The organism is Bradyrhizobium sp. ISRA430 (assembly GCF_029909975.1).
Taxonomy (GTDB): Bacteria; Pseudomonadota; Alphaproteobacteria; order Rhizobiales; family Xanthobacteraceae; genus Bradyrhizobium.
In genome coordinates this window covers 4566378-4588791 of the sequence record NZ_CP094516.1, presented here as the reverse complement: position 1 = coordinate 4588791, position 22414 = coordinate 4566378, and the positions used below count along the sequence as shown (strand labels likewise).

The following is a 22414-nucleotide window of genomic DNA, read 5'->3' as shown; positions in this document are numbered from 1 at the left end:
AGTCATTTGGTCCCGAGCCATTTCTTGGCGGCGGCCTCGGCCTTGGCCCGGTCGTCGGCCGGTAAATCGGCCAATTGCTTGTCGAGCTCCGGATCGCCCTTGCCGGCGGTCTTGGCGACGATGTGCCATTTGAACCCCTCGACCTTGTCCACCGGCGTGCCCATGCCGTTGATCAGCACCCAGGCCAGCCGGTTCTGCGCGATGGCGCTGTTCTGGCGCGCCGCCTTGCGGAGCAACGCGACGGCGGCCGGCTGGTTCTTCGGCGTGCCGGTGCCGTTGAACATGGCAATCGCGTATTCGACCTCGGCATCGACATTGTCGGCGAGCGAGGCCGCCTGTAAGAGCCGCACCGCCTTGTCGGGGTCCTTCGGTACGCCGGTGCCTTCCTTGTAGAAGGTCGCGAGCGCGTATTGCGCCTCGGGCAGGCCGGCATCGGCCGCCTGGCGGAGCAGCTCGGCGGAGCGCTTGACGTCCTGCGGCAGCGTCTGCCCGTCGAGATAAAGCAGCGCGAGATTGTAGGCGGCCTTCGGCTCGCCGAGCTTGGCGGCGGACGCCATCAGCTTGACCGCCTCGCTCTTGTCGACCGGTCCGCCACGACCGGCAATGCGCATCATCGCCAGTGCGAACATCGCCTCGCGGTCGCCGGCATCCGAGGCGCGTTTGTACCATTCCACCGCCTTGGCGTAGTCGCGCTTGATGCCCATAGCATTGGCATAGAGCTCGCCCAGCATGGTCATCGCCTTGGGATCGCCGGCCTGGGCGCGGCTGGTGGCGAGATCGAAGGCCGTCTTGTATTGGCCGCGCTGATAAGCGCCGAACACCAGATCGACATTGGAATTGTCGGTCGGGGGTGCGGGGATCACGGTGGCGGCGGGCGGCGGGCTCGGCGATGCCGACGGCTTTGGCGACGGCGTGGCGTCCTTCTTCTTTGTGATCGTGTGCGGCTTCGTCTTTGGCGTTTCTTTGGGCGCTTCTTTGGGCTTTTCGTTGGGTTTTGCGGAGGGCGCGCTCGGAGTTGCCGCCGGCGGAGTGATCTGGAGTTGCGCGGCCGCGGGCGCTGTCAGAGCCAGCGTGGCCAAGAAGGTGATGCGAGAGAGCTTCATGGTCTGCCGCTAGCCGTGCCCCTGGCGCGCGGGGGGAGCCGCATAGGCTTTCTTGATGGCGGCGTCGACCTCGACCAGCGCGGCCTTAGGCCCGCGTGGATCGCCCCAGATGAGATCGCCGACCAGCACGAAATCGGCGCCGCTGCCGGCGAAGTCGTGGGCTTCCGAGAGCGAAGTGGCAAAGCCGACGCAGGGCGGCTCGAACAGCTCCGCCCACCAGTCCAGCCGCTCGGCGATGGCCTGGGCCGACGGCCGCTGGCCCTCTGCATCCGGCTCGCCGAACAGCACATAGTCCGCGCCCATCTCGCCCGCACTCATGGAATCGTGCCGCGTGGTGAGCCCGCCGACGCCGGCGATGCGATCGGGCTTGAGCGAGGGCACCGCCTCTTCCAGCGCGGCGATGCCGGAGAGGTGCGCACCATCGGCGCCGCCGCGCGCGACCAGTTCGCTGTGGCCGTCGATGAGCAGCGCGGCGCCCGTGTTCTGCACGACCGGTGCGAAGGCCTTGATCCGCGAGATCATGGTGCGCTGGTCGGTCTGTTTCAGCCGCAGCAGGACGGCTGCGACATCCGCGGATGCGAGCAGGCCAGGCAACTCGGCGAGGAGCGAGGCGGGATCATCGACGATCGGCGTCGCGAGATAGAGGCGCGGCGCCGGGCGCGGCGGAGGCGATTTGTCCGACAAGTCTAGGCCGCCTTCTTTTCCAGGCTGCTCGTCCATTCGCCCTTCGCGGCAAGGCCGTTCATCCGCGCGCGATGGCTGAAGGCACGTTGCCCGGCTGCGACGTTCTCGGCCTTGCCCGACCAGGCCTTCTGCGGCGCGGCCTGCAATGCGCGGCCGTAGGAGAAGGTCAGTCCCCACGGTAGCGGACCGAGCTTGTGCATCGCGTTGAGATGCGCGGTCGCTTCCTCGTCCGACTGGCCGCCGGAAAGGAAGGCGATGCCGGGCACCGCCGCCGGCACGCAGGACTTCAGGAGCCGCACCGTCTTCTCCGCGACCTCCTCCACGGAGGCCTGCTTTGCGCACTTCTTGCCTGATATCGCCATGTTGGGCTTGAGCACCATGCCTTCGAGCGCGACGCGCTGCACGCGCAATTCCTGGAACGTCTTGTTGAGCACGCGCTGGGTCACCTCAAAGCAGCGGTCGATGTCATGATCGCCGTCCATCAGCACTTCCGGCTCGACGATCGGCACGATCTGCGTGGCTTGGCACAGCGCGGCATACCGCGCCAGCGCATGCGCGTTGACGCGGATCGCCGTCATCGAGGGGATGCCGCTGCCGATATCGATCACCGCGCGCCATTTGGCGAAGCGCGCGCCGCGCTCATGATATTTCTTCAAGCGCTCGGCGAGCTTGTCGAGCCCGACCGTGACGAGTTCGCCCGGGCACATCGGCAGGGCTTGCGTGCCCTCATCGACCTTGATGCCGGGAATGGCGCCGCTCTCCTCGATCAGCTTGATCAGCGGCGTGCCGTCCTTGGCGTCCTGCCAGATCGTCTCGTCGAACAGGATGACGCCGGAGATGTACTGGCTCATGGCCTCCTTCGACCGGAACAGCATCTCGCGATAGTCACGGCGGTTGGCTTCGGTCGATTCCACGCCGATCGCGTCAAAACGCTTCTTGATGGTGCCGGAAGATTCGTCGGCGGCAAGGATTCCCTTGCCGGGAGCGACCATGGCGGTCGCGATCCTGTTGAGCTCAGTCAGATTCATCGAGAGGTCCTCCCAAAACGATTCTGCCCTTGCCTGCGAAAATAGACCGTTCTCGGGCAATTGCCGAGTTAACGTTCGTCGCAGGGTAAAGGGGCATCGGCTGGGGTAGGCGTTGGGCCGGCTGGGCCTTTACCTCGCCCCGCTTGCGGGGAGAGGTCGGAATGCGCGCTGAAAGCGCGGATTCCGGGTGAGGGGGGCTCTCCGCGAATTCGTCCTGCTACCGTGAACGTTGAGGCAGCCCCTCACCCCAACCCTCTCCCCGCGAAGAGCGGGGAGAGGGAGGGATAGATCACGCCACCTTCGGGTCGAGCTCGCCCTTGGCGTAGCGCTTGGCCATCTCGGCGGTGGTCAGGACCTTCTTGATCTTGGAGGCCTGGCCCGCGGTGTTGAACTCCTGGAGCCGTTGCTTGCACAACTTGGTCATCGCCTCCATGGCGGGCTTCAGGTACTTGCGCGGATCGAACTCTTCCGGATGGTCCTTGAGCACTTTCCGGATCTGGCCGGTCATGGCCATGCGGTTGTCGGTGTCGATGTTGATCTTGCGCACGCCGTTCTTAATGCCGCGCTGGATCTCCGACACCGGCACGCCCCAGGTCGGCTTCATCTTGCCGCCATGCGCGTTGATGATGTCCTGGAGGTCCTGCGGCACGGACGAGGAGCCGTGCATGACGAGGTGCGTGTTCGGCAGCTTGCGGTGGATCTCCTCGATCACGTTCATGGCGAGGATGTCGCCGTCCGGCTTGCGGGTGAACTTGTAGGCGCCGTGCGAGGTGCCCATCGCGATCGCGAGCGCGTCGACCTTGGTCTCCTTGACGAACTTCACGGCCTCGTCCGGATTGGTCAGGAGCTGGTCGTGCGACAGCTTGCCTTCGGCGCCGTGGCCGTCTTCCTTGTCGCCCATGCCGGTCTCGAGCGAGCCGAGTACGCCGAGCTCGCCCTCGACCGAGATGCCGCCGAGATGGGCCATGTCGGTCACGGTCTTGGTGACGCCGACATTATAGCCCCAGTCGCCGGGGGTCTTGCCGTCGACCTTCAGCGAGCCGTCCATCATCACGGAGGTGAAGCCGGCCTGGATCGCGGTCATGCAGGTCGCGGGCTCGTTGCCGTGGTCGAGATGCACGCAGACCGGGATGTGCGGATAGATCTCGGTCACCGCGTCCATCATGTGCTTGAGCATGACATCGTTGGCGTAGGAGCGCGCACCGCGCGAGGCCTGGATGATGACGGGCGCGTCGACCTGGTTGGCCGCGTCCATGATCGCCAGCGCCTGCTCCATGTTGTTGATGTTGAAGGCCGGTACGCCGTAATCGTTCTCCGCCGCGTGGTCGAGCAATTGACGTAACGTGATCCGAGCCATCTGTCCTTTTCTCCCGTTTGGGCCTGTCCGGCCGATAGATTACTTGACGCGCAGAACTTCGACGCCGGGCAGGGGCTTGCCTTCCATCCATTCAAGAAATGCGCCACCGGCCGTCGAGACGTAGGTGAAATCGGCGCCCACGCCGGCCTGGTTTAACGCCGCGACGGTGTCGCCGCCGCCTGCGATCGAGATCAGCTTCTTGTCCTTGGTGCGCTCGGCGGCGTGCTTGGCCGCCGCAACGGTGCCGCGGTCGAACGGTTGCAGCTCGAAGGCACCCAGCGGTCCGTTCCAGACCAGTGTCGCGGCATCGTCGATGGCGGCATGGATGCGCGCAATCGATTGCGGGCCGACGTCGAGGATCATGCCGTCGGCCGGAATCGCGTCGAGGCCGTAGGCGTGGGACGGCGCATTGGCCGCGAAGTGGTAGGCGACAGTGGCATCGACCGGAAGGATGATGGCGCAGTTCGCCGCTGAAGCCTTCTCCACGATGCGTAGAGCGGTGGCGGCGAGATCCTTCTCGGCCAGCGATTTGCCGACTGCGACGCCCTGCGCGTGCAGGAAGGTGTTGGCCATGCCGCCGCCGATCACGAGCGCGTCGACCTTGTTGACGAGGTTTTCGAGCAGGTCGATCTTGGTCGACACCTTGGCGCCGCCGATGATCGCGATGACCGGCTTGGTGGGAGCTTCCAACGCCTTCTCCAGCGCCTCGAGCTCGGCCTGCATGGTGCGGCCGGCATGGGCCGGCAGCTTGTGACCGAGGCCTTCGGTCGAGGCGTGGGCGCGATGCGCCGCCGAGAACGCGTCGTTGACCCAGATGTCGCCGAGCTTGGCGAGCTCTGCGACGAAGGCAGGATCGTTCTTTTCCTCTTCCTTGTGGAAGCGGGTGTTTTCCAGGCACAGGATGTCGCCGTCCTTCAGCGCCGCCACGGCGGTGGCCGCGGGCTCGCCGATGCAGTCGTCGGCGAAGGCGACGGGCTTCTTCACGACCTGCGACAGCGCCTCGGCGACGGGCTTGAGCGACTCCTTGGCGTCGCGTCCCTTCGGCCGGCCGAAATGCGCGAGCAGGATGACCTTGCCGCCCTTGTCCGAGAGCTCCGTGATGGTCGGCGCGACGCGCTCGAGCCGCGTTGCATCGGTAACGCGCCCGTTCTCCATGGGCACGTTGAGATCGACGCGCAGCAGTACGCGCTTGCCCTTCACGTCGACGTCGTCGAGAGTGCGGAAGCTGGCCATGTCCTGATCACTCGCTTACTTCGGGGCTAATTCGGGCCCGGCGGCTGGTGCTGTGGCGGATCACCTTCCTGCCGGGTCGTGATCTTCATCCCCTGGCGCACACCGTATGCGATCAACGCGATCAGCACGATGGCGCCGGGGATGCCGATCCAGTGCGGAAGCATTGCGCCTCCGTTACAGCACCTTGCTCATCGCAACGGCGGTGTCCGCCATGCGGTTCGAGAAGCCCCACTCGTTGTCGTACCAGGACATCACGCGCACCAGCGTGCCGTTCTGCACCTTGGTCTGGTCCTCGTGGAAGGTCGAGGAGTGCGGATCATGGTTGAAGTCGATCGAGACGTTCGGCGCCGTGGTGTAGCCGAGAATGCCCTTGAGCTGCTGCTCGGACGCGCGCTTCATCGCCGCGTTGACTTCCTTGGCGTCGGTCGCGCGCTTGGCGACGATCTTGAGGTCGACGACCGAGACGTTCGGGGTCGGCACGCGGATCGCGACGCCGTCGAGCTTGCCCTTGAGTTCGGGGAGCACGAGGCCGATCGCCTTCGCAGCACCGGTCGACGTCGGGATCATCGACATCGCCGCGGCGCGGCCGCGGTAGAGATCCTTGTGCAGCGTGTCCAGCGTCGGCTGGTCGCCGGTGTAGGCGTGGATCGTGGTCATGAAGCCGGTCTCGATGCCGACGAGGTCGTTCAGCACCTTGGCGACCGGCGCAAGGCAGTTGGTGGTGCAGGAGCCGTTCGAGACGACCAGGTGATCCTTGGTCAGCGTGTCGTGGTTGACGCCGTAGACGATGGTGGCGTCGGCGCCGTCGGCGGGCGCGGAGACCAGCACGCGCTTGGCGCCAGCGGTCAGATGCGCGGAGGCCTTGTCCTTCGAGGTGAAGATGCCGGTGCATTCCAGCGCGATGTCGACGCCGAGATCCTTCCAGGGCAGCTTCGAGGGATCGCGCTCGGCGGTCACCTTGATCTTGTGGCCACCGACGTTGATCGAGTCACCCTCGACGGTGACGGTGCCGGGGAAACGGCCATGGACTGAGTCGAAGCGGAGCAGGTGGGCATTGGTCTCGACCGGGCCGAGATCGTTGATGCCGACGACCTCGATATCCTTGCGGCCGGACTCGGCGATAGCCCGCAGGACGTTGCGGCCGATACGGCCAAAACCGTTGATTCCGACGCGGACTGCCATGTTTCGTCTCCTTATGACCGTTCAATGACGTTTGTCATCCCGCGCGACGCGCGTAGCGCGCCGGCGAGGGTTTTTTAGGGCGGACGCCCGGTTCGGCCGGGCGGTGCGTGATCATATGAGAAGTTACGTAGTCCTTTTTCAGGGCAAGCTCAACTCTCAGGAAACGCGCTTCAGCACAGCGTTAACCGCAGCCTCGGCAGTAATGCCGAAGTGCTTGAAAAGGTCCTTCGCCGGCGCGCTCGCGCCGAAGGAATGCATGCCGACGAATTCGCCATCCTGGCCGATCACGGCATCCCAGCCCCAGCGCACCGCGGCCTCGATCGCGACCTTGACCGGTGCATTGCCGATGATCGCCGCCCGCTTGGCCTCTGGTTGCGCTAACAACAGCTCGAGTGAGGGTACCGAGACCACCCGCGACGGGATGCCTCGTTCGGCGAGCTGCTTCTGGGCTGCAACCGCGATCTCGACCTCGGAGCCCGAGGCGAACAGGGTCGCCTTGGCTTCGCCCTCGGCGGCGACCAGCTCGTAGGCGCCGTGCTGGCAGGGATTTTCGTTCGGCGCGGTGGTGCGGAGTTGCGGCAGGTTCTGCCGCGTCAGCGCCAGCACCGTCGGGCCGTCGATACGGTTGAGCGCAAGCTCCCAGCACTCGGCGACCTCGATGGCGTCGCAGGGACGGAACACGCGCATGTTCGGCATGGCGCGCAGCGCGGCGAGATGCTCGACCGGCTGGTGCGTCGGGCCGTCCTCGCCGAGACCGATCGAGTCGTGCGTCATCACGTAGACGACGCCGGCGCCCATCAACGCGGCAATGCGCATCGCAGGCCGCGCATAGTCGGTGAACACCAGGAAGGTTGCCCCGTTCGGCGCAAAGCCGCCGTGCAGGAAGATGCCGTTCAGTGCCGCGGCCATGCCGTGCTCGCGGATGCCGTAATGGATGAAGCGGCCCTTTGGCGTCTTGGCGGAGAACGCGGTCGCCGACTTCGCCTTGTTGTTGTTGGAGCCGGTGAGGTCGGCCGAGCCCGCCACAAACTCCATCGGCATCGCGGCGGCAATCGCCTCGATCGCCGCTTCCGAGGACTTGCGGGTCGCGGCCGTCAGCGGCTTCTCCAAGAGCTCCTTCTTGTGCGCCCGCAGCGCCTTCGCGAGCGAGGCGGGGCGCTCATGGCGCAAGCGGCGCTCGAACTCGGCGCGCTTGCGGCTGCCGAGCTCACCGAGCCGGCCTTCCCATTCCTGGCGCGCGGCAGCGCCACGGCTGCCGGCTTCGCGCCACGCCTTCAGCACGTCGTCCGGCACAGAGAACGGCTCGAGCGAGATGCCGAGATTCTCCTTGGCGGCCTTGAGCTCGTCGGCGCCGAGCGCCTCGCCATGCGCCTTCGCGGTGCCGGCCTTATGCGGCGCGCCGTAGCCGATGGTGGTGCGGCAGGCGATCAGCGTCGGCTTGTTCGATTTCTTCGCGCGCGTGATGGCGGCGGCGATCGCGGCCTGGTCCTGGCCGTCGATCTTCTCGGCGGCCCAGCCTGCCGATTTGAAGCGCTTCACCTGGTCGACGGAATCGGAGATCGAGGTCGGGCCGTCGATCGAGATGCCGTTGTCGTCGTAGAGCACGATCAGCTTGTTGAGCTTCCAGTGTCCCGCCATCGCGATCGCTTCCTGCGACACGCCTTCCATCAGGTCGCCGTCGGAGGCGAGCACGAAGGTGTGGTGGTCGACGATCTTCTTGCCGAACTCGGCGGCCAGCATCTTCTCGGCCAGCGCCATGCCGACGGCGGTCGAGATGCCCTGGCCGAGCGGGCCGGTGGTGGTCTCGATGCCCTTGGTGTGGAAGTTTTCGGGGTGCCCCGGCGTCAGCGAGCCGAGCTGACGGAAGTACCTGAGCTGGTCCAGCGTCATGTCGGCATTGCCGGTGAGATAGAGCAGCGAATAGAGCAGCATCGAGCCGTGGCCGGCCGACAGCACGAAGCGGTCGCGGTCGGGCCAGTTCGGCGCGGCGGCGTCGAACTTCAGGAACTGTGTAAACAGCACCGTGGCGATGTCGGCGGCGCCCATAGGCAGGCCGGGATGGCCCGATTTCGCCTTCTCGACAGCATCCATCGAGAGCCCGCGGATCGCGTTGGCCATACGGGTGTGGTCGACCTGCGTCATATTGAAAATCCGTCTGAAATGAAGTGCTTGGCGGTGGCATGGAGCCGCATGGGAAGAGCCTGGCGGCCTCTGGGATCGAGGGTGGGGATAGCATCTCGGTTCCGGGAGTCCAAGGCAATCAAACGCCCGTTTGGCCGCAAAAGTTGCTTATCGGTGCATAGTTTCGCAGCGGCGTTGCGCATCGCTTCCCTGCCACGTAAATTTCTGCTTGTAACCGCTTGCCGAACCGAGTCTTTTGCCGGACGGCAGGCCCCGGGGACAAAGGCCACAAGGTTCCGCCGCTGACTGCATGAACGATCGCGTGTCAAACAGTTCCGCCATGACGGAATCGTCTGCTGTCGAGATCGAGATCGCGACCCGCAGACTCATGGCAGCGCTCGATGCGCTCGAAAGCGCAGTCGAACGGCGGCGCGATGCCGATCGCGACGAGAACGAACTTGCGACGCGCATCCAGGCGCTCGGCGCCGATCGCTCGCGATTGGCCGATGAACTCGACGGCGCGCTGGTGAAGGCGCGCAAGCTCGAGCGCACCAATCGCGAGATCTCGGAGAAGCTGGACTCCGCGATCGTCACGATACGTTCGGTGCTCGATACCGGAGAGGATGGATGAGCCACATCAACGTCACCATCAACGGCCGGCAATATCGCATGGCCTGCGAGGAAGGCCAGGAGGTGCGGCTGTTGAAACTTGCCGAAGGTCTGGAAACGCGCATCCAGTCGCTGCGCGGAAAATTCGGCGAGATCGGCGATGCTCGGCTCACCGTGATGGCGGCGCTGACCGCCTGCGATGAACTGGTCGATGCGGGCAACCGCATCCGCACCATGGAGCAGGAATTGAACGAGCTGCGGGATTTCCGCAACGCCGCCGTCGAGCGCGCCCGGATGACTCAGACCGCGGTGGTCAATGCGCTGAATGCCGCGGCCGAACGTATCGAGAAGTCGACCCAGGTCCTGAACCGGACCGTCGGCGGTGGGATCGCGATCGGCTAATTGGGGGCTCGCTGCCCTTGGGCTGGCGATTCGTCAGTATCGTTGTTAGATTGCGGATGCGAGGCTGCGACGCGCGTCAGGAGCCATAATATCCCCGGGGCCTTATCGATCCTTTAGGGAACTGTCCCTGGCCGGGCCCGTGGGCCCGGACATATGGTGCCCACCTACTTTCGTAGGGAACTCCGGGATCGAGTGCTTCAACGGCGTCCGCGGCCTCGCGCTTTTGCTTCCTTCTGGTTCGTGCCTGTCGAGATTTGCGCGTCTAGCTGCGGCGGTTAGGTACAGTGTCATGCCCCGCGAAAGCGGGGCATCCAGTACGCCGCGGCGTTCGAGTGTGAGCATCACCGCCTCTGGAATACTGGATCACCCGCCCCAGTGCGCAAGTGCGCACAAGGCGGGTGATGACATCGGGACCCAGCGCATGACCAACTCCAAAGCCGAACTGCGTGCCAAGGCCCTCGCCAAGCGCGACGCGCTCAGCGAGAAGAAGCGCATCACAGCCGCTGCAAAGCTCGCCAAGCGCGGCCTGCCGTTCACGCCGCCACCTGGAAGCATCATCTCCGGCTATTCGCCAATCCGTAGCGAGATCGACCCCGCGCCGCTGATGGTGAAGCTCGCCGAGCAAGGTGCGCGGCTCGCGCTTCCTTGCGTCACCGCGCGCGGCCAAGCGCTGATCTTCCGAATCTGGTATCCGAACGATCGGCTGATGCTCGGGCCGCTCGGCATTCCCGAGCCGTCGCCCGCGGCCGCCGAGGTCGTCCCGGACATCATGTTGACGCCGCTCGCCGCGTTCGACCGCCTCGGCCATCGCATCGGCTATGGCGCGGGGCATTACGACTTCACCTTCGCGCATTTGCGCAAGACCAAGCACATCATCGGCATCGGGCTCGCCTTCGCCGCGCAGGAGATCGAGGCGGTTCCGGCACTATCACACGACGTCGCGCTGGATTATGTGCTAACGGAAACCGACGTGTTCGATTTCCGGAGTCCTGAAGTTGCGCATTCTCTTCGTGGGTGATGTCGTCGGCCGCGCCGGGCGTACGGCAGTTGCCGAATATCTTCCCGGCATGGTCAAGGATTGGTCGCTCGATTTCGTCGTCGTCAACGGCGAGAACTCCGCCGGCGGCTTCGGCATCACCGAGGCGATCTACCAGGAGCTGCTCGATGCGGGTGCCGACGCGGTGACGCTCGGCAACCATTCCTGGGACCAGCGCGAGGCGCTGGTGTTCATCGAGCGCGCGGAGCGCCTGGTGCGGCCCGCGAACTACCCGCGCGGCACGCCCGGCCGCGGCGCCGCCCTGGTCGAGACCAAGAACGGCAAGCACGCGCTCGTCGTCAACGCGCTCGGCCGTGTCTTCATGACCCCGTTCGACGATCCCTTCGCCGCGCTCGAGCGCGAGCTCGGTGCCTGCCCGCTCGGCGTTGCGGCCGATGCCATCGTCGTCGACTTCCATTGCGAGGCGACCAGCGAGAAGCAGGGCATCGGCTTCTTCTGCGACGGCCGCGCCAGCCTCGTCGTCGGCACGCACACGCATGTGCCGACCGCCGATCACCAGATCCTCGCCGGCGGCACCGCCTACATGACCGACGCCGGCATGACCGGCGATTACGATTCCATCATCGGCATGCAGAAGGAAGAGCCGCTGCGGCGCTTCACGTCGGGCATTCCATCAAGCAGGTTCGAGCCGGCCGCGGGCGTAGCGACGCTCAGCGGCGTCGCGGTGGAGACGGATGATGCGACGGGGCTCGCGCTGCGGATCGCGCCGGTGCGTGCAGGCGGAAGGCTGGAGCCGGCGACACCGCGGTTCTGGTTGAGCTGAACAGCGGCGCCACACATTCAGTGCACCCTCTCCCCTTGTGGGAGAGGGTGGCTTCGCGGAACGCGAAGCCGGGTGAGGGGTCTCTCTCCGCGCTTGACTCTTTCGCATTCGAACTCGCGGGAAGCAACCCCTCATCCGGCGCTTCGCGCCACCTTCTCCCACAGGGGGCCTGTTGCGCTACTGGCTTTTGAGGCCGAGACAGGTCAGGGGAGAAGCTGGTTGCCGGGGTAGCGGGCCGACGAAGGGGTCGGCTGGTGCCCTCGGCGGGCGGCTCAGGCTGTGATCGCAGCCCATTTCCTCATGTTGAACGCGATGGAGGCGAGCAGGACTTGCCCGCTTGCTTTGGCAAGACCGACATAACGGATGCAGGTCAGTCGCATGCGGCGTTTGAGGGTGGCGAAGGTGGTCTCCACCGTTGCCCGTCGTCGGGCGATGAGAAGGTTGTAGCGTTTGAGCCTCGGCGGCAGCTCCGGGTGATGCCTGTTGGGACGACGTGCGATGCGGGGCTTTTTGCCTTCAGCTTTCAGCCGGGCCCGCCTGGCATGGGTGTCATAGGCGGCATCGGCCCACACCACGGCTTCGTCGCCGCGGATCAGATCGTCCGCAGGCGTCGTGTCGTTGATATTGGCGGGCGTGGTCAGCACCGACCGGATCAGGCCGGAGCCCTCATCGACACCCATGTGAGCCTTGTAACCGAAGGTCGAGCCGCTTTTGCCTTGCCGCTTGGCAAACCGGGCATCGGGATCCTTCGACGGCTGTTCTTGCGTCGGAGGCGCTGACACCGCCTGGATCAATGTCGCATCCAGCATCGTGCCGCGCTTCAGGATGACACCAGCATTCTCAAGCTGACGATCGAGCTCACCAAACAGCTTGTCCAGCAGCCCTTGCTCAACAAGCTGGTTCCGGAAGCGGTTCAGGACCGTGTGATCAGGCGTCGCATCTTCGAGACTGAGACCCACGAAGCGCTTGAACGACAAGCGGTCCCCCAGCGCCTCCTCGAGCTCGCGCTCCGAAAGACCATAGAGCGACTGCAACAGCAGCGCGCGAAACAGCACCAGCACCGGATAGCCCGGGCGGCCAGGGCTTCCTTCATCCCGCAAATGCGCCATCAGCTTCTCGAACCGGTACCATTTGACCAAGCTCGACAACCGATCCAGCGCCGCATTGGCACCGGCTCCCTTCGGCAGCCACGCCTCAATAAAACTCGGCTGCCCCGTCTGCTTCACCGCCATCGTCAGTCCTCCAGGGCTCTGCCCTACAGAATCACAGTCGTGGGATTACGCAACAGGCCCGCAGGGGGAGAAGGGAGGGCAGCGGCGTTTGCGGCGAGGTTACTCCGCCGTCTGCTCCCTCCCATCTCGTCGTCGGTGTAGGCGTGCCGAATGGCTCTCAGCCCTGCCGGAATCCCATCCGGAAGGCGCCCCAGTGCCTGCCGCAGACTGTGATCGGCGAGGACAAGTCCTTCATCAGCACGAACTGCCCGCCGCCCATGTCGCGACGGTAGGTCTGCAGCAGGAAAGGCTTGGTGTTGGCCGCGACCTTCTTCACCGCGCGATCGGTGAACAGGCGGCGGTTGCGGCAATTGGCGTTATTCCAGACCGGGTCCTTGCCCTGCGGCAGGCGGTAGTTCGGGTTGTGGGTCGGCAGGTAGCCGCCTTTGGCCCAGGCGACGCAGAACACGATGCGAGAATCGGATTTCTGAATCGGATCCTGGATCGCGGGCAGCACGCGATCGGTGAAGTCGACGTAGTTGGTGAGATACTGCTTGGGATCGGTGCCCGGAATCTCCCGATAGGTCTCGTCCATGAGCTGGTCGAGCGTGATCTCGCCGCGATCGATCGCGGCCTCGAACTCGGCCGAGATCCGTTTCGCGGTGTCGACGACGACGCGGATCAGCGGCGCGTCCGACGTCTCTACGCCGCTGTCGGCGATCAGCGCGATCAGGCCCTCGGAGATGTCGAGCAGCTTCGCCACCCGCTCGTCGGCATATTTGAGATCGCGGGAGGAGAGGTCGACGCCCTTGGCGAGCTCATCGAGCTCGCTGATGACGGTGTCGCAATGGCCGAGATTGGAGGTCGCGGCACGCGCGACGCTGTCGATCTCTGCTTCGACGGAGGCAAAGCCCTGCTGCACGCGGGTGATGATGCCGGAGATCTGCTGGGCGCCTTCGCCGGCGGTCTTCGCACGCAGCGAGGCGTCGCTGCTCTCGCCGATCAGACCTTCGATCTGGCCGTCGAGATCGCGCACGGTGTCGGAGATCTGATGCGTGGCCTGGCGGGTCGCCTCGGCGAGACTCTTCACTTCGCTCGCGACCACCGCGAAGCCGCGGCCGGCGCTACCGGCGCGCGCCGCTTCGATGGTGGCGTTGAGCGCGAGCAGGTTGGTCTGCTTCGCGATCGCCTCGATCGAGCCGGACACTTTCGCAACCTGCGCCAGCGCCGCGCCGACCGCGCTGAGCCGCGCCTCGATCCGCCCCACAGCCGCGACGAGCTCCGAGATATGGCTGACCGCGGTCTCGACCGCATGGCGCGACTGGGCGATCTCGCCGACGGCTGCGGAGGTGGTCGACTGCACCGCCTGCGACGCATTGGCGATGTCGTGATTGGCCGAGACCATCGTCTCGGCGGTCTTCTGCAGGTGATGAAACCGTTCCGACTGGTTCTCGACGCGACTTGCGACTTCCTGGACGTTGCCGGCGATGTCGGCGAGTTCCACGCCGAGACCGCCGATGCGGTCGGCAAGCTGGTCGATCAGTCGTTCGGCCAGCGTGCGATTGGATCCGGTGTCCAGGACTGCAAGTTGTACGACGGACATGTTCGATGAGTCCTCCAGTCAGAGCCGTTCGCCGGCCCCACGCGGCATTCCCATTTCAATTCCGACGTAAAGGGTGATTCGCGTCAATTCCGACGTAATGGGTGATTCGCGCTTCGGCGTCTTGCCTGAGCGTGCACTCAGGCACGATGAATCGTTATCGCGCTCCAGGTTTTGTTTGAGCATGATCTCCGCGCAACCGCTTCGCGTTTATCGCGAGAGAAAGCCGCTCCACACTTTTTGCGCTGGCGCGGCCCGCCTTGTTCGGATCATGCGCTAGAGTTTGTAGGCCGTCCTGAATCCGCCCCAGTGCCGGCCCTGCACGCGGATCGGGACGTCGATCTCGCGCATCATCACGGTATTGCCGTTCCCCATATCGCGCGCATAGCTCTGGATCAGGTACGAGCGCAAGTTGCGCGCCGCGGCCAGCCCTGCCGGATCGTTGAAGATGCGCCGGTTGCGGCTGTTGGCCGTGTTCCAGGCAACGTCGCCCGGCCGCTGCGGGTGCGAGTAGATATTGTTGTGCACCGGCAGGAAGCCGTTGCGATCGACCATGGCGCAGAACACCATGCGCGGCTCCCTGGCGAGAAAGGCTTCCTGGAACGGCGGCAGCGCGCGGTCGGCCCAATCCAGATATTTCGTGCGGTATTGCTGCGGATTGGTCCCGGTGATTTCCGCATAGTCGGTGTCGAAGAGGTCGTCGATCTTGACATCGCCGCGCGCGATCGCTTGCTCGAAGATCTTCGTCAGCGCGTTGCCCGCTTCCATGGCGCGGGTGACGAACTCGGTATTCTCCTCATGGATCGACCACAGCCTGTCCTCGATCTTCTCAGCTAGCACAGCAGCAGGGCTGACGAATTGCGCGCGGGCGCCGGCCTTGGACTGCTCGGTCACGCGCAGGCGGCAGGCGCCGACGCCTTCGAGCGTGCCATCGATCACCGCGTGCAGCGCGAGTCTTGCGGCGTCGGCACCGCCGATCAGCACGCCGTCCATCGCGATTTCGTAGACCGGCATCACGCCGCGTGCGCTTTCGAATTTGAGATGGCAGGGCAGCCGCTCGGTCCTGCGACGATCGTCGTGCTCGCTCTGCCTGAGCAGAACCGCGCAGCGCGACTTCAGCTTGTGCGCGAACGTGGTGACGGCCTTGCCGGCGCTGGCGACGTTCTCGCCATGGGTCTCGGCCGCCTTGGTCGCGGCGTCGATCTCGGCCGCGCTCTCGCCGACCGCGACGATGAATTGCGACGCGCTGGCGGCGTTGTCGGAGACCTCGCTGGTGGTCGCGTTCTGCTCGGCCACCGCGCCGTCGACGGTCTCGAACACGGGGCGGATCGCTTCGATCGCCTGCGAGATGCGGTGCACCGCATCGGCAGAACTGGCGGCGTCCCTTTGCAGCGCGTCGATCTTCCTGGTGATCTCTTCGGTCGCGCCCTGCGTCTGCACCGCGAGCGCCTTGACCTCGGTGGCGACGACCGCAAAGCCTTTCCCTGCCGCGCCGGCGCGCGCGGCCTCGATGGTCGAGTTGAGCGCGAGCAGCGTCGTCTGCCGCGCGATCTGCGCGATCAGGTTGACGACGTTGCCGATCGCGGCCGAGGACTCGCGCAGGCGGTCGACATTGGCGCGGGCCTCCTGCGCCGCGGCGCTGGCCTCGTCGGCGAGCTTGCCGGCCGCGCGGACCTGCGCGCCGATTCCTAGCGCGGACTGAGTGAACTTGTCGGCGGCCTCAGCGAAGGTGGATGCGGTCGACTGGGCGGCGTTGGTGCGTCCGGTCAGCGCATCCGTGCGAGCACGGATGGTGGCAAGTGTCGCTGCGGTTGCCTCCGCGCCACCGGCGACAGAATTGGCGGCACGTTCGAGCTGGCGAATCATGGCGCCGAGCTCGAGCTCCAGCAGTTCCAGGATTTCCCGGGCCGAATCGCCCTCGGTCTGGATCGGTTCGCTGACGCTGGTGGGCTCAGCGGCCTGTGCGGCTGCCGCGGCCACATCCGGCACACGCTTCCGAAAAAATGCGAACGCCATCGGGTCACTCTTGTCGGTGGACGGGCGGAGGCTATTTTCGCAAGCTGGAATGAAGTCAGGGTTAACGATGCCTCACCTCTAGGCATGATCCCTCTACGATATTACCTTAAAGGATGTGAGACCCTTTCATTCCGGTGGGTTGGCGGCCTATAAGGCCGCGCTTCCCACCCTCATTGGCGGACGACCCCAAGAGACCACTCGAAGAGACCACGCATGGCCGGACACTCCCAATTCAAGAACATCATGCACCGCAAGGGGCGGCAGGATGCGCAGAAATCGAAGATCTTCGGCAAGCTGGCGCGAGAAATCACCGTCGCGGCCAAGCTGGGGACGCCCGACCCCAACATGAACCCGCGCCTGCGCGCCGCCGTGATCGCGGCACGCCAGGAGAACATGCCGAAGGACAATATCGAGCGCGCCATCAAGAAGGCGATCGGCAGCGACGGCGAGAATTATGACGAGATCCGCTACGAGGGCTATGGCCCGGGCGGCGTCGCCGTCATCGTCGAGGCGCTGACCGACAATCGCAACCGCGCCGCTTCCGACATTCGCTCCTTCTTCACCAAATCCGGCGGCAACCTCGGCGAAACCGGCTCGGTCTCGTTCATGTTCGACCGCACCGGCATCATCGAATACGACCGCAGCGTCGCCTCCGACGACGCGGTGCTGGATGCCGCGATCGAGGCCGGCGCCGACGACGTGATCTCAAGCGAGAGCGGCCACGAGATCTACGCCTCGACCGAAAGCTATCGCGACGTTGCCAAGGCGCTGGAAGCCAAATTCGGCGAGCCGCGCAAGGCCGCGCTGATCTGGAAACCGCAGAACACGGTGTCGGTCGACGACGAGACCGGCGAGAAACTGCTCAAGCTGATGGACCTGCTCAACGAGCATGACGACGTCCAGAACGTCTACGCCAATTTCGAGGTCTCGGACGCGCTGATGGCGAAGATGGGCGGGTAGGCCAGTCCGCCCGTCCCACACTCTGCTCATCGCCCGCGAAGGCGGGCGAACCAGTATTCCAGAGGCGCCAGAGGGATACGGAGAAGCGGGGTATGACGGCATGTCTTGTGGTGGCACTCAACCACGAGACCATACTTCCCCTGTTATTTCCGTTCTGTTTCTGTTTCCCCCATGGCGGCCAGCCGCTATCACTGGCCGATGACCGCGCTCCCGATTCGCCAACCCATCCGTATCATCGGCATCGACCCCGGCCTGCGCCGTACCGGCTGGGGCGTGATCGAGGCTGAGGGCAATCGTCTGGGCTATGTCGCCTGCGGCTCGGTGGAACCGCCGGAGGGATTGCCGCTGTCGAGCCGGCTGCTCGCGATCCATGAGGGGCTTGCCGCGGTCTTGTCCGACCACAAGCCGATGGAAGCTGCAGTCGAGCAGACGTTCGTCAACAAGGATGGCGTTGCGACGCTGAAACTCGGCCAGGCCCGCGGCGTCGCCATGCTCGCGCCTGCGATGTTCGGTATCACCGTCGCCGAATACGCGCCGAACCAGGTGAAGAAAACGGTGGTCGGCGCCGGTCACGCCGACAAACACCAGATCGCGATGATGCTGAAGATATTGCTGCCGAAAGCCGAGCCGCCGTCAGCGGATGCCGCCGACGCGCTCGCCATCGCCATCACGCACGCCCATCATCGCCAGAGCACGGCGCTAAGGCTGAAAGTGGTGGGAATATGATCGGCAAGCTCAAGGGCCTGATCGATTCCTACGGCGAGGAGTTCGTCATCCTCGACGTCGGCGGTGTCGGCTATCAGGTGCACTGCTCGACGCGCACGCTGCAGCACCTGCCGTCGCCGGGTGAGGCCGCGGTGCTGTCGATCGAGACCTATGTCCGCGAGGATCAGATCAAGCTGTTCGGCTTCCGCACCGACCAGGAGCGCGAATGGTTTCGCCTGCTCCAGACCGTGCAAGGCGTCGGCGCCAAGGTTGCGCTCGCAGTGCTCGGTACGCTGTCGCCGGCCGATCTCGCCAACGCGATCGCGCTGCGCGACAAGGCCGCGGTGTCGCGCACTCCGGGCGTCGGTCCGAAGGTCGCCGAGCGCATCGTCACCGAATTGAAGGACAAGGCGCCTGCCTTCGCCAATATCGATCCTGCCGTCGTACACCTCGCCGGCGTCGTCGACGACCAGCGTGCGCCGCGCCCGGTGGCGGACGCGATCTCCGCGCTGGTCAATCTCGGCTACGGCCAGCCGCAGGCAGCCGCGGCCATCGCATCGGCCTCGCGCAGTGCCGGTGAAGGCGCCGAGACGGCGCAGTTGATCCGGCTCGGGCTGAAGGAGCTCGCGAAGTGAGCGACGCGAAAGCCTCCCGCATGGTCTCGCCCGAGCGCCGCAGCGACGATGTCGGCGACACCGCGATGCGTCCGCAGTCGCTCACCGATTTCGTCGGCCAGAAGCAGGCGCGCAAGAATCTTTCGGTGTTCATCGAGGCGGCGCGGAAGCGCGGCGAAGCGTTGGACCATGTGCTGTTCGTCGGCCCGCCCGGCCTCGGCAAGACCACGTTGGCGCAGATCGTGGCCAAGGAGCTCGGCGTCGGCTTCCGCGCCACATCAGGCCCCGTGATCGCCAGGGCCGGCGATCTCGCCGCGCTCCTCACCAACCTCGAAGAGCGCGACGTGCTCTTCATCGACGAGATTCATCGCCTGAGCCCTGCGGTGGAAGAGGTGCTCTATCCTGCGATGGAGGACTTTCAGCTCGACCTGATCATCGGCGAGGGCCCGGCGGCGCGCTCGGTCAAGATCGAGCTGTCGAAATTCACCCTCGTCGGCGCCACCACGCGCGCCGGCCTTCTCACCAATCCCTTGCGCGATCGCTTCGGCATTCCGGTCCGGCTCAATTTCTACACGATCGAGGAATTGGAAAGCATCGTCACCCGCGGTGCGCGCGTGCTCAATGTCGGCATGAGCCCGGACGGTGCCAACGAGATCGCGCGCCGCGCCCGCGGCACGCCGCGCATCGCCGGCCGCCTGTTGCGCCGCGTGCGCGATTTTGCCTCGGCCGCGAATGCCGACAGGATCGACCGCAAGATCGCCGATCACGCGCTCAGCGCGCTCGAGGTCGACGCCGCTGGTCTCGATGCGATGGATCGCCGCTATCTCACGACCATCGCGCTGAACTATGGCGGCGGCCCGGTCGGCGTGGAGACGATGGCCGCGGCGCTGTCCGAGCCGCGCGATGCGATCGAAGACATCATCGAGCCTTATCTCATCCAGTGCGGTTATCTGCAGCGCACCCCGCGCGGCCGCCTGCTCACCTCGCACGCCTTCCGCCATCTCGGCCTCACCGAGCCCAACCGCGATCCGGCGCAATTTGGCCTGTTCGGCACCGATCAGGCCGAGGACGACTGACTGCCGCAGTCACTGGATGCCTTGGCCGGGCGCGAGCGCTGGTGGCTTCTGCGCAGACGGTCTGCACAAAGGTGCAGATGGTCTGCACGAATGCACCCCAATTCCGCTCCAATCGGACCGCATCAAGGAGCCCGCATCACGACGGGCCTTCATGATCTCTCGGCGACATCTCATCCGTTCCATCGGCGGCCTCTCAGCCCTCGGCGTGTCGACCGCCGCCTACGGTGTCGGCGTCGAGCCGGTGCTGCGGCTTCGCGTCACCCGCTATCGTCCGACCCCGCGGCAATGGCCGGCGGATTTTCCGCTGAAGATCGCCGTGATCGCGGACATCCATGCCTGCGATCCCTGGATGTCGCTGGAGCGGATCGAAGCCATCGTCGACCGCACCAACGCGCTGAATGCCGATCTCATCGTGCTGCTCGGCGACTATGTCGCCGGTCTTCACCACGTGACGCGCATCATTCCGTCGAGCGAATGGGCAGCGGTGCTGTCAGGACTCAAGGCGCCGCTCGGCGTCCATGCCGTCATGGGCAATCACGACTATTGGGAAGACAAGACCGTGCAGCGCGTAGGGCACGGGCCGACGGTCGCGCATCGCGCGTTGGAGGCGGCCGGCATTCCCGTCTACGAGAATGACGTCGTGCGCTTGGCCAAGGACGGCCGCCCGTTCTGGCTCGCCGGCCTCGGCGATCAGCTCGCTTTTCTGCCGGCGCGGCGCTTCCGCGGCGCGGTGCGCTTCGGTGCCGACGATCTCACGGCGACGCTTGCAAAAGTGACCGATGACGCGCCGGTGATCCTGCTTGCACATGAGCCCAACATCGCGCCTCGCGTGCCAGCGCGGGTCGCGCTGCAACTGTCCGGCCACACCCATGGCGGGCAGGTCCGCCTGCTCGGCTGGTCGCCGGCCGTTCCGCCACAGCATGGCCTGCGGCTCGCTTATGGCCACTTTCGGCTGAAATGCGACGTCATCATCTCCGGCGGCCTCGGTTGCAGCATCATGCCGGTTCGGGTCGGTGTCCCGCCCGAGATCGTCGAGGTGACGCTGGGACGGGGACCGGCGATCGTGTAGCGCACGCTTGCGCGACCGGCCGTTTTTGCGCACAACGGACCGGTAGCGACAAGCGAAGAGGCTCGCGACGTGACAGCTCATCTCGACGGCGAGATCCGGGGCGGCCGCCACCACATGCAGGTCCGCGTCTATTACGAAGATACGGATTTTTCAGGCATCGTTTATCACGCCAACTATCTGCGCTTCATGGAGCGCGGGCGCACCAATCATCTGCGGCTGATGGGCGCCGAGCAGCAGGCATTGTTCGATCAGCCCGAGACGGAGGAGGCCGGCTTTGCCTTCGTCGTGCGCTCGATGCACCTCGACTTCCTCAAACCCGCGCGGATGGACGACGTCCTCGACGTCGTGACCTGGCCGATCGCGGTGAAGGGCGCGTCCATCATGCTGGCGCAGGAGGTGAGGCGCGGCGAGGATGTGCTGGTCAAGGCCGAGGTGCGGGTCGCCTTCATCAGCGGCGGGCGCGCCCAGCCGATCCCGAAATCGATCCGCGCGCTGATGAAGGCCGATGTGATTTCGTGATCGGGCGATAGGCAATGGCCTCTCGACACCAGCCGCTGCGGCGATAGATTCGCGCTCCCGTCAACCCGATGAGGCCGCCATGTCGCGTCCGCCGCTTCCGCCCTTCACGAGAGAGACCGCCGCGCAAAAAGCCCGCATGGCCGAGGACGCCTGGAATTCGCGCGATCCCGCGCGTGTCGCGCTCGCCTATACCGAGGACAGCCGCTGGCGCAACCGCTCCGAGGCCTTTCAGGGTCGCGAGGCCATCGTCGCGTTCCTCACCCGCAAATGGGCCAAGGAGCTCGACTATCGCCTGATCAAAGACCTCTGGGCCTTCGACGGCAATCGCATCGCGGTGCGATTCCAGTACGAATGGCGCGATGCAGGCGGCCAGTGGTACCGCTCCTACGGCAACGAGCAGTGGGAGTTCGATGAGCACGGCCTGATGAAGCGCCGCGAAGCCTCGATCAACGACATCGCGATCGCGGAGAAGGATCGCCGCTTCCACTGGCCGGCGCCGGGGCCGAGGCCTGCGGATGTGCCGGGGCTGGGCAGCGATCCGTTCTAAAGACGCAAAATAGGATGGCTCGCCGCATAGCGGCGAGACGGGTGAGAGTCTCTCTCCACGCATTACACTGGTGCATTTGAACTCGCGGATAGAGACCCTCCTCCCGCGCCATAGCCGAAGCTCCGCTTCGGCGTTCTCGTAAGAACGGCGGCCGGAGGCCTATGCCACCTTCTCCCACAACAAGGGGAGAAGGGAAGGCGATGAGAATAATGAGTAGCCGTTCTGGAACGGCGCGGTTTCCAATTCGTTCCTCAGAGTGCTTATTCGAGGAGGAAGAAAATGAGGACAATCATTGTTGCAGTTTCTGCCATCGCCCTCATAGGGACCGCGCCGGCCGTGTTTGCGCAAGGTGCCTCAAGCAATGCGCCGGGTCAGGAGATGCAAACCAAGGGGTCCAAGAAGGTCCACACGGGAGCATCGAAATACACTCCGGGACATAAGATGCATGCTATGGGTTCCAAGAAGGGCCATCCGGGTGCGTCCGGATATGCTCCTGGTCAAACCACCGGCGCGAGCACGAAGAGTGGCACGAGCACGAAGAGTGGCTACTGACGAGCA

22 protein-coding genes and 1 other RNA gene are annotated in these 22414 nt (G+C 65.2%); 12 read left to right on the top strand and 11 right to left on the bottom strand.

The genetic code is table 11. The features are described from left to right. Window positions 1–2: 2 nt before the first annotated feature. From MTX21_RS21925 to tkt, 8 genes are all read right to left on the bottom strand, one after another. On the bottom strand, window positions 3–1103 hold the full coding sequence (locus MTX21_RS21925; RefSeq protein WP_280966766.1) for a tetratricopeptide repeat protein: 1101 nt from the start codon (window positions 1101–1103) through the stop codon (window positions 3–5). Between the two features lie 9 nt (window positions 1104–1112). Next, window positions 1113–1787, bottom strand: a complete 675-nt coding sequence (locus MTX21_RS21920) for a thiamine phosphate synthase (protein ID WP_280966765.1) — start codon at window positions 1785–1787, stop codon at window positions 1113–1115. A 2-nt stretch (window positions 1788–1789) separates the two neighbouring features. After that, entirely contained in the window at window positions 1790–2815 is a 1026-nt protein-coding gene (locus MTX21_RS21915) for a class I fructose-bisphosphate aldolase (protein ID WP_280966764.1), read from the bottom strand. Between the two features lie 289 nt (window positions 2816–3104). After that, entirely contained in the window at window positions 3105–4172 is a 1068-nt protein-coding gene (gene fba, locus MTX21_RS21910) for a class II fructose-bisphosphate aldolase (RefSeq protein WP_280966763.1), read from the bottom strand. Window positions 4173–4211: 39 nt separating this feature from the next. Continuing rightward, window positions 4212–5405, bottom strand: coding sequence for a phosphoglycerate kinase (locus MTX21_RS21905; protein ID WP_280966762.1), 1194 nt, complete (start codon window positions 5403–5405; stop codon window positions 4212–4214). Window positions 5406–5431: 26 nt separating this feature from the next. Continuing rightward, entirely contained in the window at window positions 5432–5569 is a 138-nt protein-coding gene (locus tag MTX21_RS21900) for a hypothetical protein (RefSeq protein ID WP_280966761.1), read from the bottom strand. A gap of 10 nt (window positions 5570–5579) precedes the next feature. Continuing rightward, entirely contained in the window at window positions 5580–6587 is a 1008-nt protein-coding gene (gene gap, locus MTX21_RS21895; RefSeq protein WP_280966760.1) for a type I glyceraldehyde-3-phosphate dehydrogenase, read from the bottom strand. A gap of 156 nt (window positions 6588–6743) precedes the next feature. Further along, the gene (tkt, locus tag MTX21_RS21890; protein WP_280966759.1) at window positions 6744–8729 is read right to left on the bottom strand and encodes a transketolase; all 1986 of its coding nucleotides are present in this window, start codon (window positions 8727–8729) and stop codon (window positions 6744–6746) included. A gap of 289 nt (window positions 8730–9018) precedes the next feature. Between tkt and MTX21_RS21885 the strand changes: the two genes are divergently transcribed. The 5 genes from MTX21_RS21885 to MTX21_RS21865 all read left to right on the top strand — a co-directional run bounded on the left by MTX21_RS21885 (window position 9019) and on the right by MTX21_RS21865 (window position 11539). Continuing rightward, a complete protein-coding gene (locus MTX21_RS21885) occupies window positions 9019–9339 on the top strand; it encodes a DUF4164 domain-containing protein (RefSeq protein WP_027553872.1) in 321 nt (106 codons plus the stop codon). Continuing rightward, on the top strand, window positions 9336–9719 hold the full coding sequence (locus tag MTX21_RS21880; RefSeq protein WP_279373040.1) for a cell division protein ZapA: 384 nt from the start codon (window positions 9336–9338) through the stop codon (window positions 9717–9719). The genes MTX21_RS21885 and MTX21_RS21880 overlap by 4 nt, the downstream gene beginning before the upstream one ends. 58 nt (window positions 9720–9777) lie before the next feature. Further along, window positions 9778–9939: non-coding RNA, 6S RNA (ssrS, locus tag MTX21_RS21875), on the top strand. 201 nt (window positions 9940–10140) lie between these two features. Further along, window positions 10141–10737, top strand: a complete 597-nt coding sequence (locus MTX21_RS21870; RefSeq protein ID WP_280966758.1) for a 5-formyltetrahydrofolate cyclo-ligase — start codon at window positions 10141–10143, stop codon at window positions 10735–10737. Then, window positions 10715–11539 (top strand): TIGR00282 family metallophosphoesterase, encoded by an 825-nt coding sequence (locus MTX21_RS21865; protein WP_280966757.1) that lies wholly within the window; start codon window positions 10715–10717, stop codon window positions 11537–11539. Before MTX21_RS21870 ends, MTX21_RS21865 begins: the two co-directional genes overlap by 23 nt. A 272-nt stretch (window positions 11540–11811) precedes the next feature. On the opposite strand, the gene MTX21_RS21860 is transcribed toward MTX21_RS21865, so the two are convergent. The 3 genes from MTX21_RS21860 to MTX21_RS21850 all read right to left on the bottom strand — a co-directional run bounded on the left by MTX21_RS21860 (window position 11812) and on the right by MTX21_RS21850 (window position 16366). Further along, window positions 11812–12771: an IS5 family transposase gene (locus MTX21_RS21860; protein WP_280964961.1), complete on the bottom strand. Its 960-nt coding sequence runs from the start codon at window positions 12769–12771 to the stop codon at window positions 11812–11814. A gap of 157 nt (window positions 12772–12928) precedes the next feature. Further along, on the bottom strand, window positions 12929–14353 hold the full coding sequence (locus tag MTX21_RS21855; RefSeq protein WP_280966756.1) for a methyl-accepting chemotaxis protein: 1425 nt from the start codon (window positions 14351–14353) through the stop codon (window positions 12929–12931). A gap of 273 nt (window positions 14354–14626) precedes the next feature. Further along, a complete protein-coding gene (locus tag MTX21_RS21850; protein ID WP_280966755.1) occupies window positions 14627–16366 on the bottom strand; it encodes a methyl-accepting chemotaxis protein in 1740 nt (579 codons plus the stop codon). A 213-nt stretch (window positions 16367–16579) separates the two neighbouring features. Between MTX21_RS21850 and MTX21_RS21845 the strand changes: the two genes are divergently transcribed. From MTX21_RS21845 to MTX21_RS21815, 7 genes are all read left to right on the top strand, one after another. Then, window positions 16580–17326, top strand: a complete 747-nt coding sequence (locus MTX21_RS21845; RefSeq protein WP_280966754.1) for a YebC/PmpR family DNA-binding transcriptional regulator — start codon at window positions 16580–16582, stop codon at window positions 17324–17326. Between the two features lie 198 nt (window positions 17327–17524). Then, on the top strand, window positions 17525–18052 hold the full coding sequence (gene ruvC, locus MTX21_RS21840) for a crossover junction endodeoxyribonuclease RuvC (RefSeq protein ID WP_280971130.1): 528 nt from the start codon (window positions 17525–17527) through the stop codon (window positions 18050–18052). Next, window positions 18049–18666 carry a Holliday junction branch migration protein RuvA gene (gene ruvA / locus MTX21_RS21835; RefSeq protein ID WP_280966753.1) on the top strand — a complete coding sequence of 206 codons (618 nt, stop codon included), beginning with the start codon at window positions 18049–18051 and terminating at the stop codon, window positions 18664–18666. Before ruvC ends, ruvA begins: the two co-directional genes overlap by 4 nt. 20 nt (window positions 18667–18686) lie before the next feature. Next, window positions 18687–19721, top strand: a complete 1035-nt coding sequence (gene ruvB, locus MTX21_RS21830) for a Holliday junction branch migration DNA helicase RuvB (protein ID WP_280971129.1) — start codon at window positions 18687–18689, stop codon at window positions 19719–19721. Window positions 19722–19872: 151 nt separating this feature from the next. After that, entirely contained in the window at window positions 19873–20790 is a 918-nt protein-coding gene (locus tag MTX21_RS21825; RefSeq protein ID WP_280966752.1) for a metallophosphoesterase, read from the top strand. Window positions 20791–20859: 69 nt separating this feature from the next. Next, complete coding sequence (gene ybgC, locus MTX21_RS21820; protein WP_280966751.1) at window positions 20860–21309, top strand: tol-pal system-associated acyl-CoA thioesterase; 450 nt, start codon at window positions 20860–20862, stop codon at window positions 21307–21309. 79 nt (window positions 21310–21388) lie between these two features. Continuing rightward, window positions 21389–21856, top strand: coding sequence for a nuclear transport factor 2 family protein (locus MTX21_RS21815; protein ID WP_280966750.1), 468 nt, complete (start codon window positions 21389–21391; stop codon window positions 21854–21856). Window positions 21857–22414 lie beyond the last annotated feature (558 nt).

Coding starts and splice junctions, on each gene's coding strand:
- MTX21_RS21885 (WP_027553872.1), top strand. CDS start 9,019: ATGAACGATCGCGTGTCAAACAGTTCCGCCATGACGGAATCGTCTGCT.
- MTX21_RS21815 (WP_280966750.1), top strand. CDS start 21,389: ATGTCGCGTCCGCCGCTTCCGCCCTTCACGAGAGAGACCGCCGCGCAA.
- MTX21_RS21880 (WP_279373040.1), top strand. CDS start 9,336: ATGAGCCACATCAACGTCACCATCAACGGCCGGCAATATCGCATGGCC.
- ruvB (WP_280971129.1), top strand. CDS start 18,687: ATGGTCTCGCCCGAGCGCCGCAGCGACGATGTCGGCGACACCGCGATG.
- MTX21_RS21870 (WP_280966758.1), top strand. CDS start 10,141: ATGACCAACTCCAAAGCCGAACTGCGTGCCAAGGCCCTCGCCAAGCGC.
- MTX21_RS21905 (WP_280966762.1), bottom strand. CDS start 5,405: ATGGCCAGCTTCCGCACTCTCGACGACGTCGACGTGAAGGGCAAGCGC.
- ruvA (WP_280966753.1), top strand. CDS start 18,049: ATGATCGGCAAGCTCAAGGGCCTGATCGATTCCTACGGCGAGGAGTTC.
- MTX21_RS21860 (WP_280964961.1), bottom strand. CDS start 12,771: ATGGCGGTGAAGCAGACGGGGCAGCCGAGTTTTATTGAGGCGTGGCTG.
- MTX21_RS21915 (WP_280966764.1), bottom strand. CDS start 2,815: ATGAATCTGACTGAGCTCAACAGGATCGCGACCGCCATGGTCGCTCCC.
- MTX21_RS21900 (WP_280966761.1), bottom strand. CDS start 5,569: ATGCTTCCGCACTGGATCGGCATCCCCGGCGCCATCGTGCTGATCGCG.
- MTX21_RS21845 (WP_280966754.1), top strand. CDS start 16,580: ATGGCCGGACACTCCCAATTCAAGAACATCATGCACCGCAAGGGGCGG.
- gap (WP_280966760.1), bottom strand. CDS start 6,587: ATGGCAGTCCGCGTCGGAATCAACGGTTTTGGCCGTATCGGCCGCAAC.
- ruvC (WP_280971130.1), top strand. CDS start 17,525: ATGACCGCGCTCCCGATTCGCCAACCCATCCGTATCATCGGCATCGAC.
- MTX21_RS21855 (WP_280966756.1), bottom strand. CDS start 14,353: ATGTCCGTCGTACAACTTGCAGTCCTGGACACCGGATCCAATCGCACG.
- MTX21_RS21825 (WP_280966752.1), top strand. CDS start 19,873: ATGATCTCTCGGCGACATCTCATCCGTTCCATCGGCGGCCTCTCAGCC.
- MTX21_RS21850 (WP_280966755.1), bottom strand. CDS start 16,366: ATGGCGTTCGCATTTTTTCGGAAGCGTGTGCCGGATGTGGCCGCGGCA.
- MTX21_RS21925 (WP_280966766.1), bottom strand. CDS start 1,103: ATGAAGCTCTCTCGCATCACCTTCTTGGCCACGCTGGCTCTGACAGCG.
- tkt (WP_280966759.1), bottom strand. CDS start 8,729: ATGACGCAGGTCGACCACACCCGTATGGCCAACGCGATCCGCGGGCTC.
- fba (WP_280966763.1), bottom strand. CDS start 4,172: ATGGCTCGGATCACGTTACGTCAATTGCTCGACCACGCGGCGGAGAAC.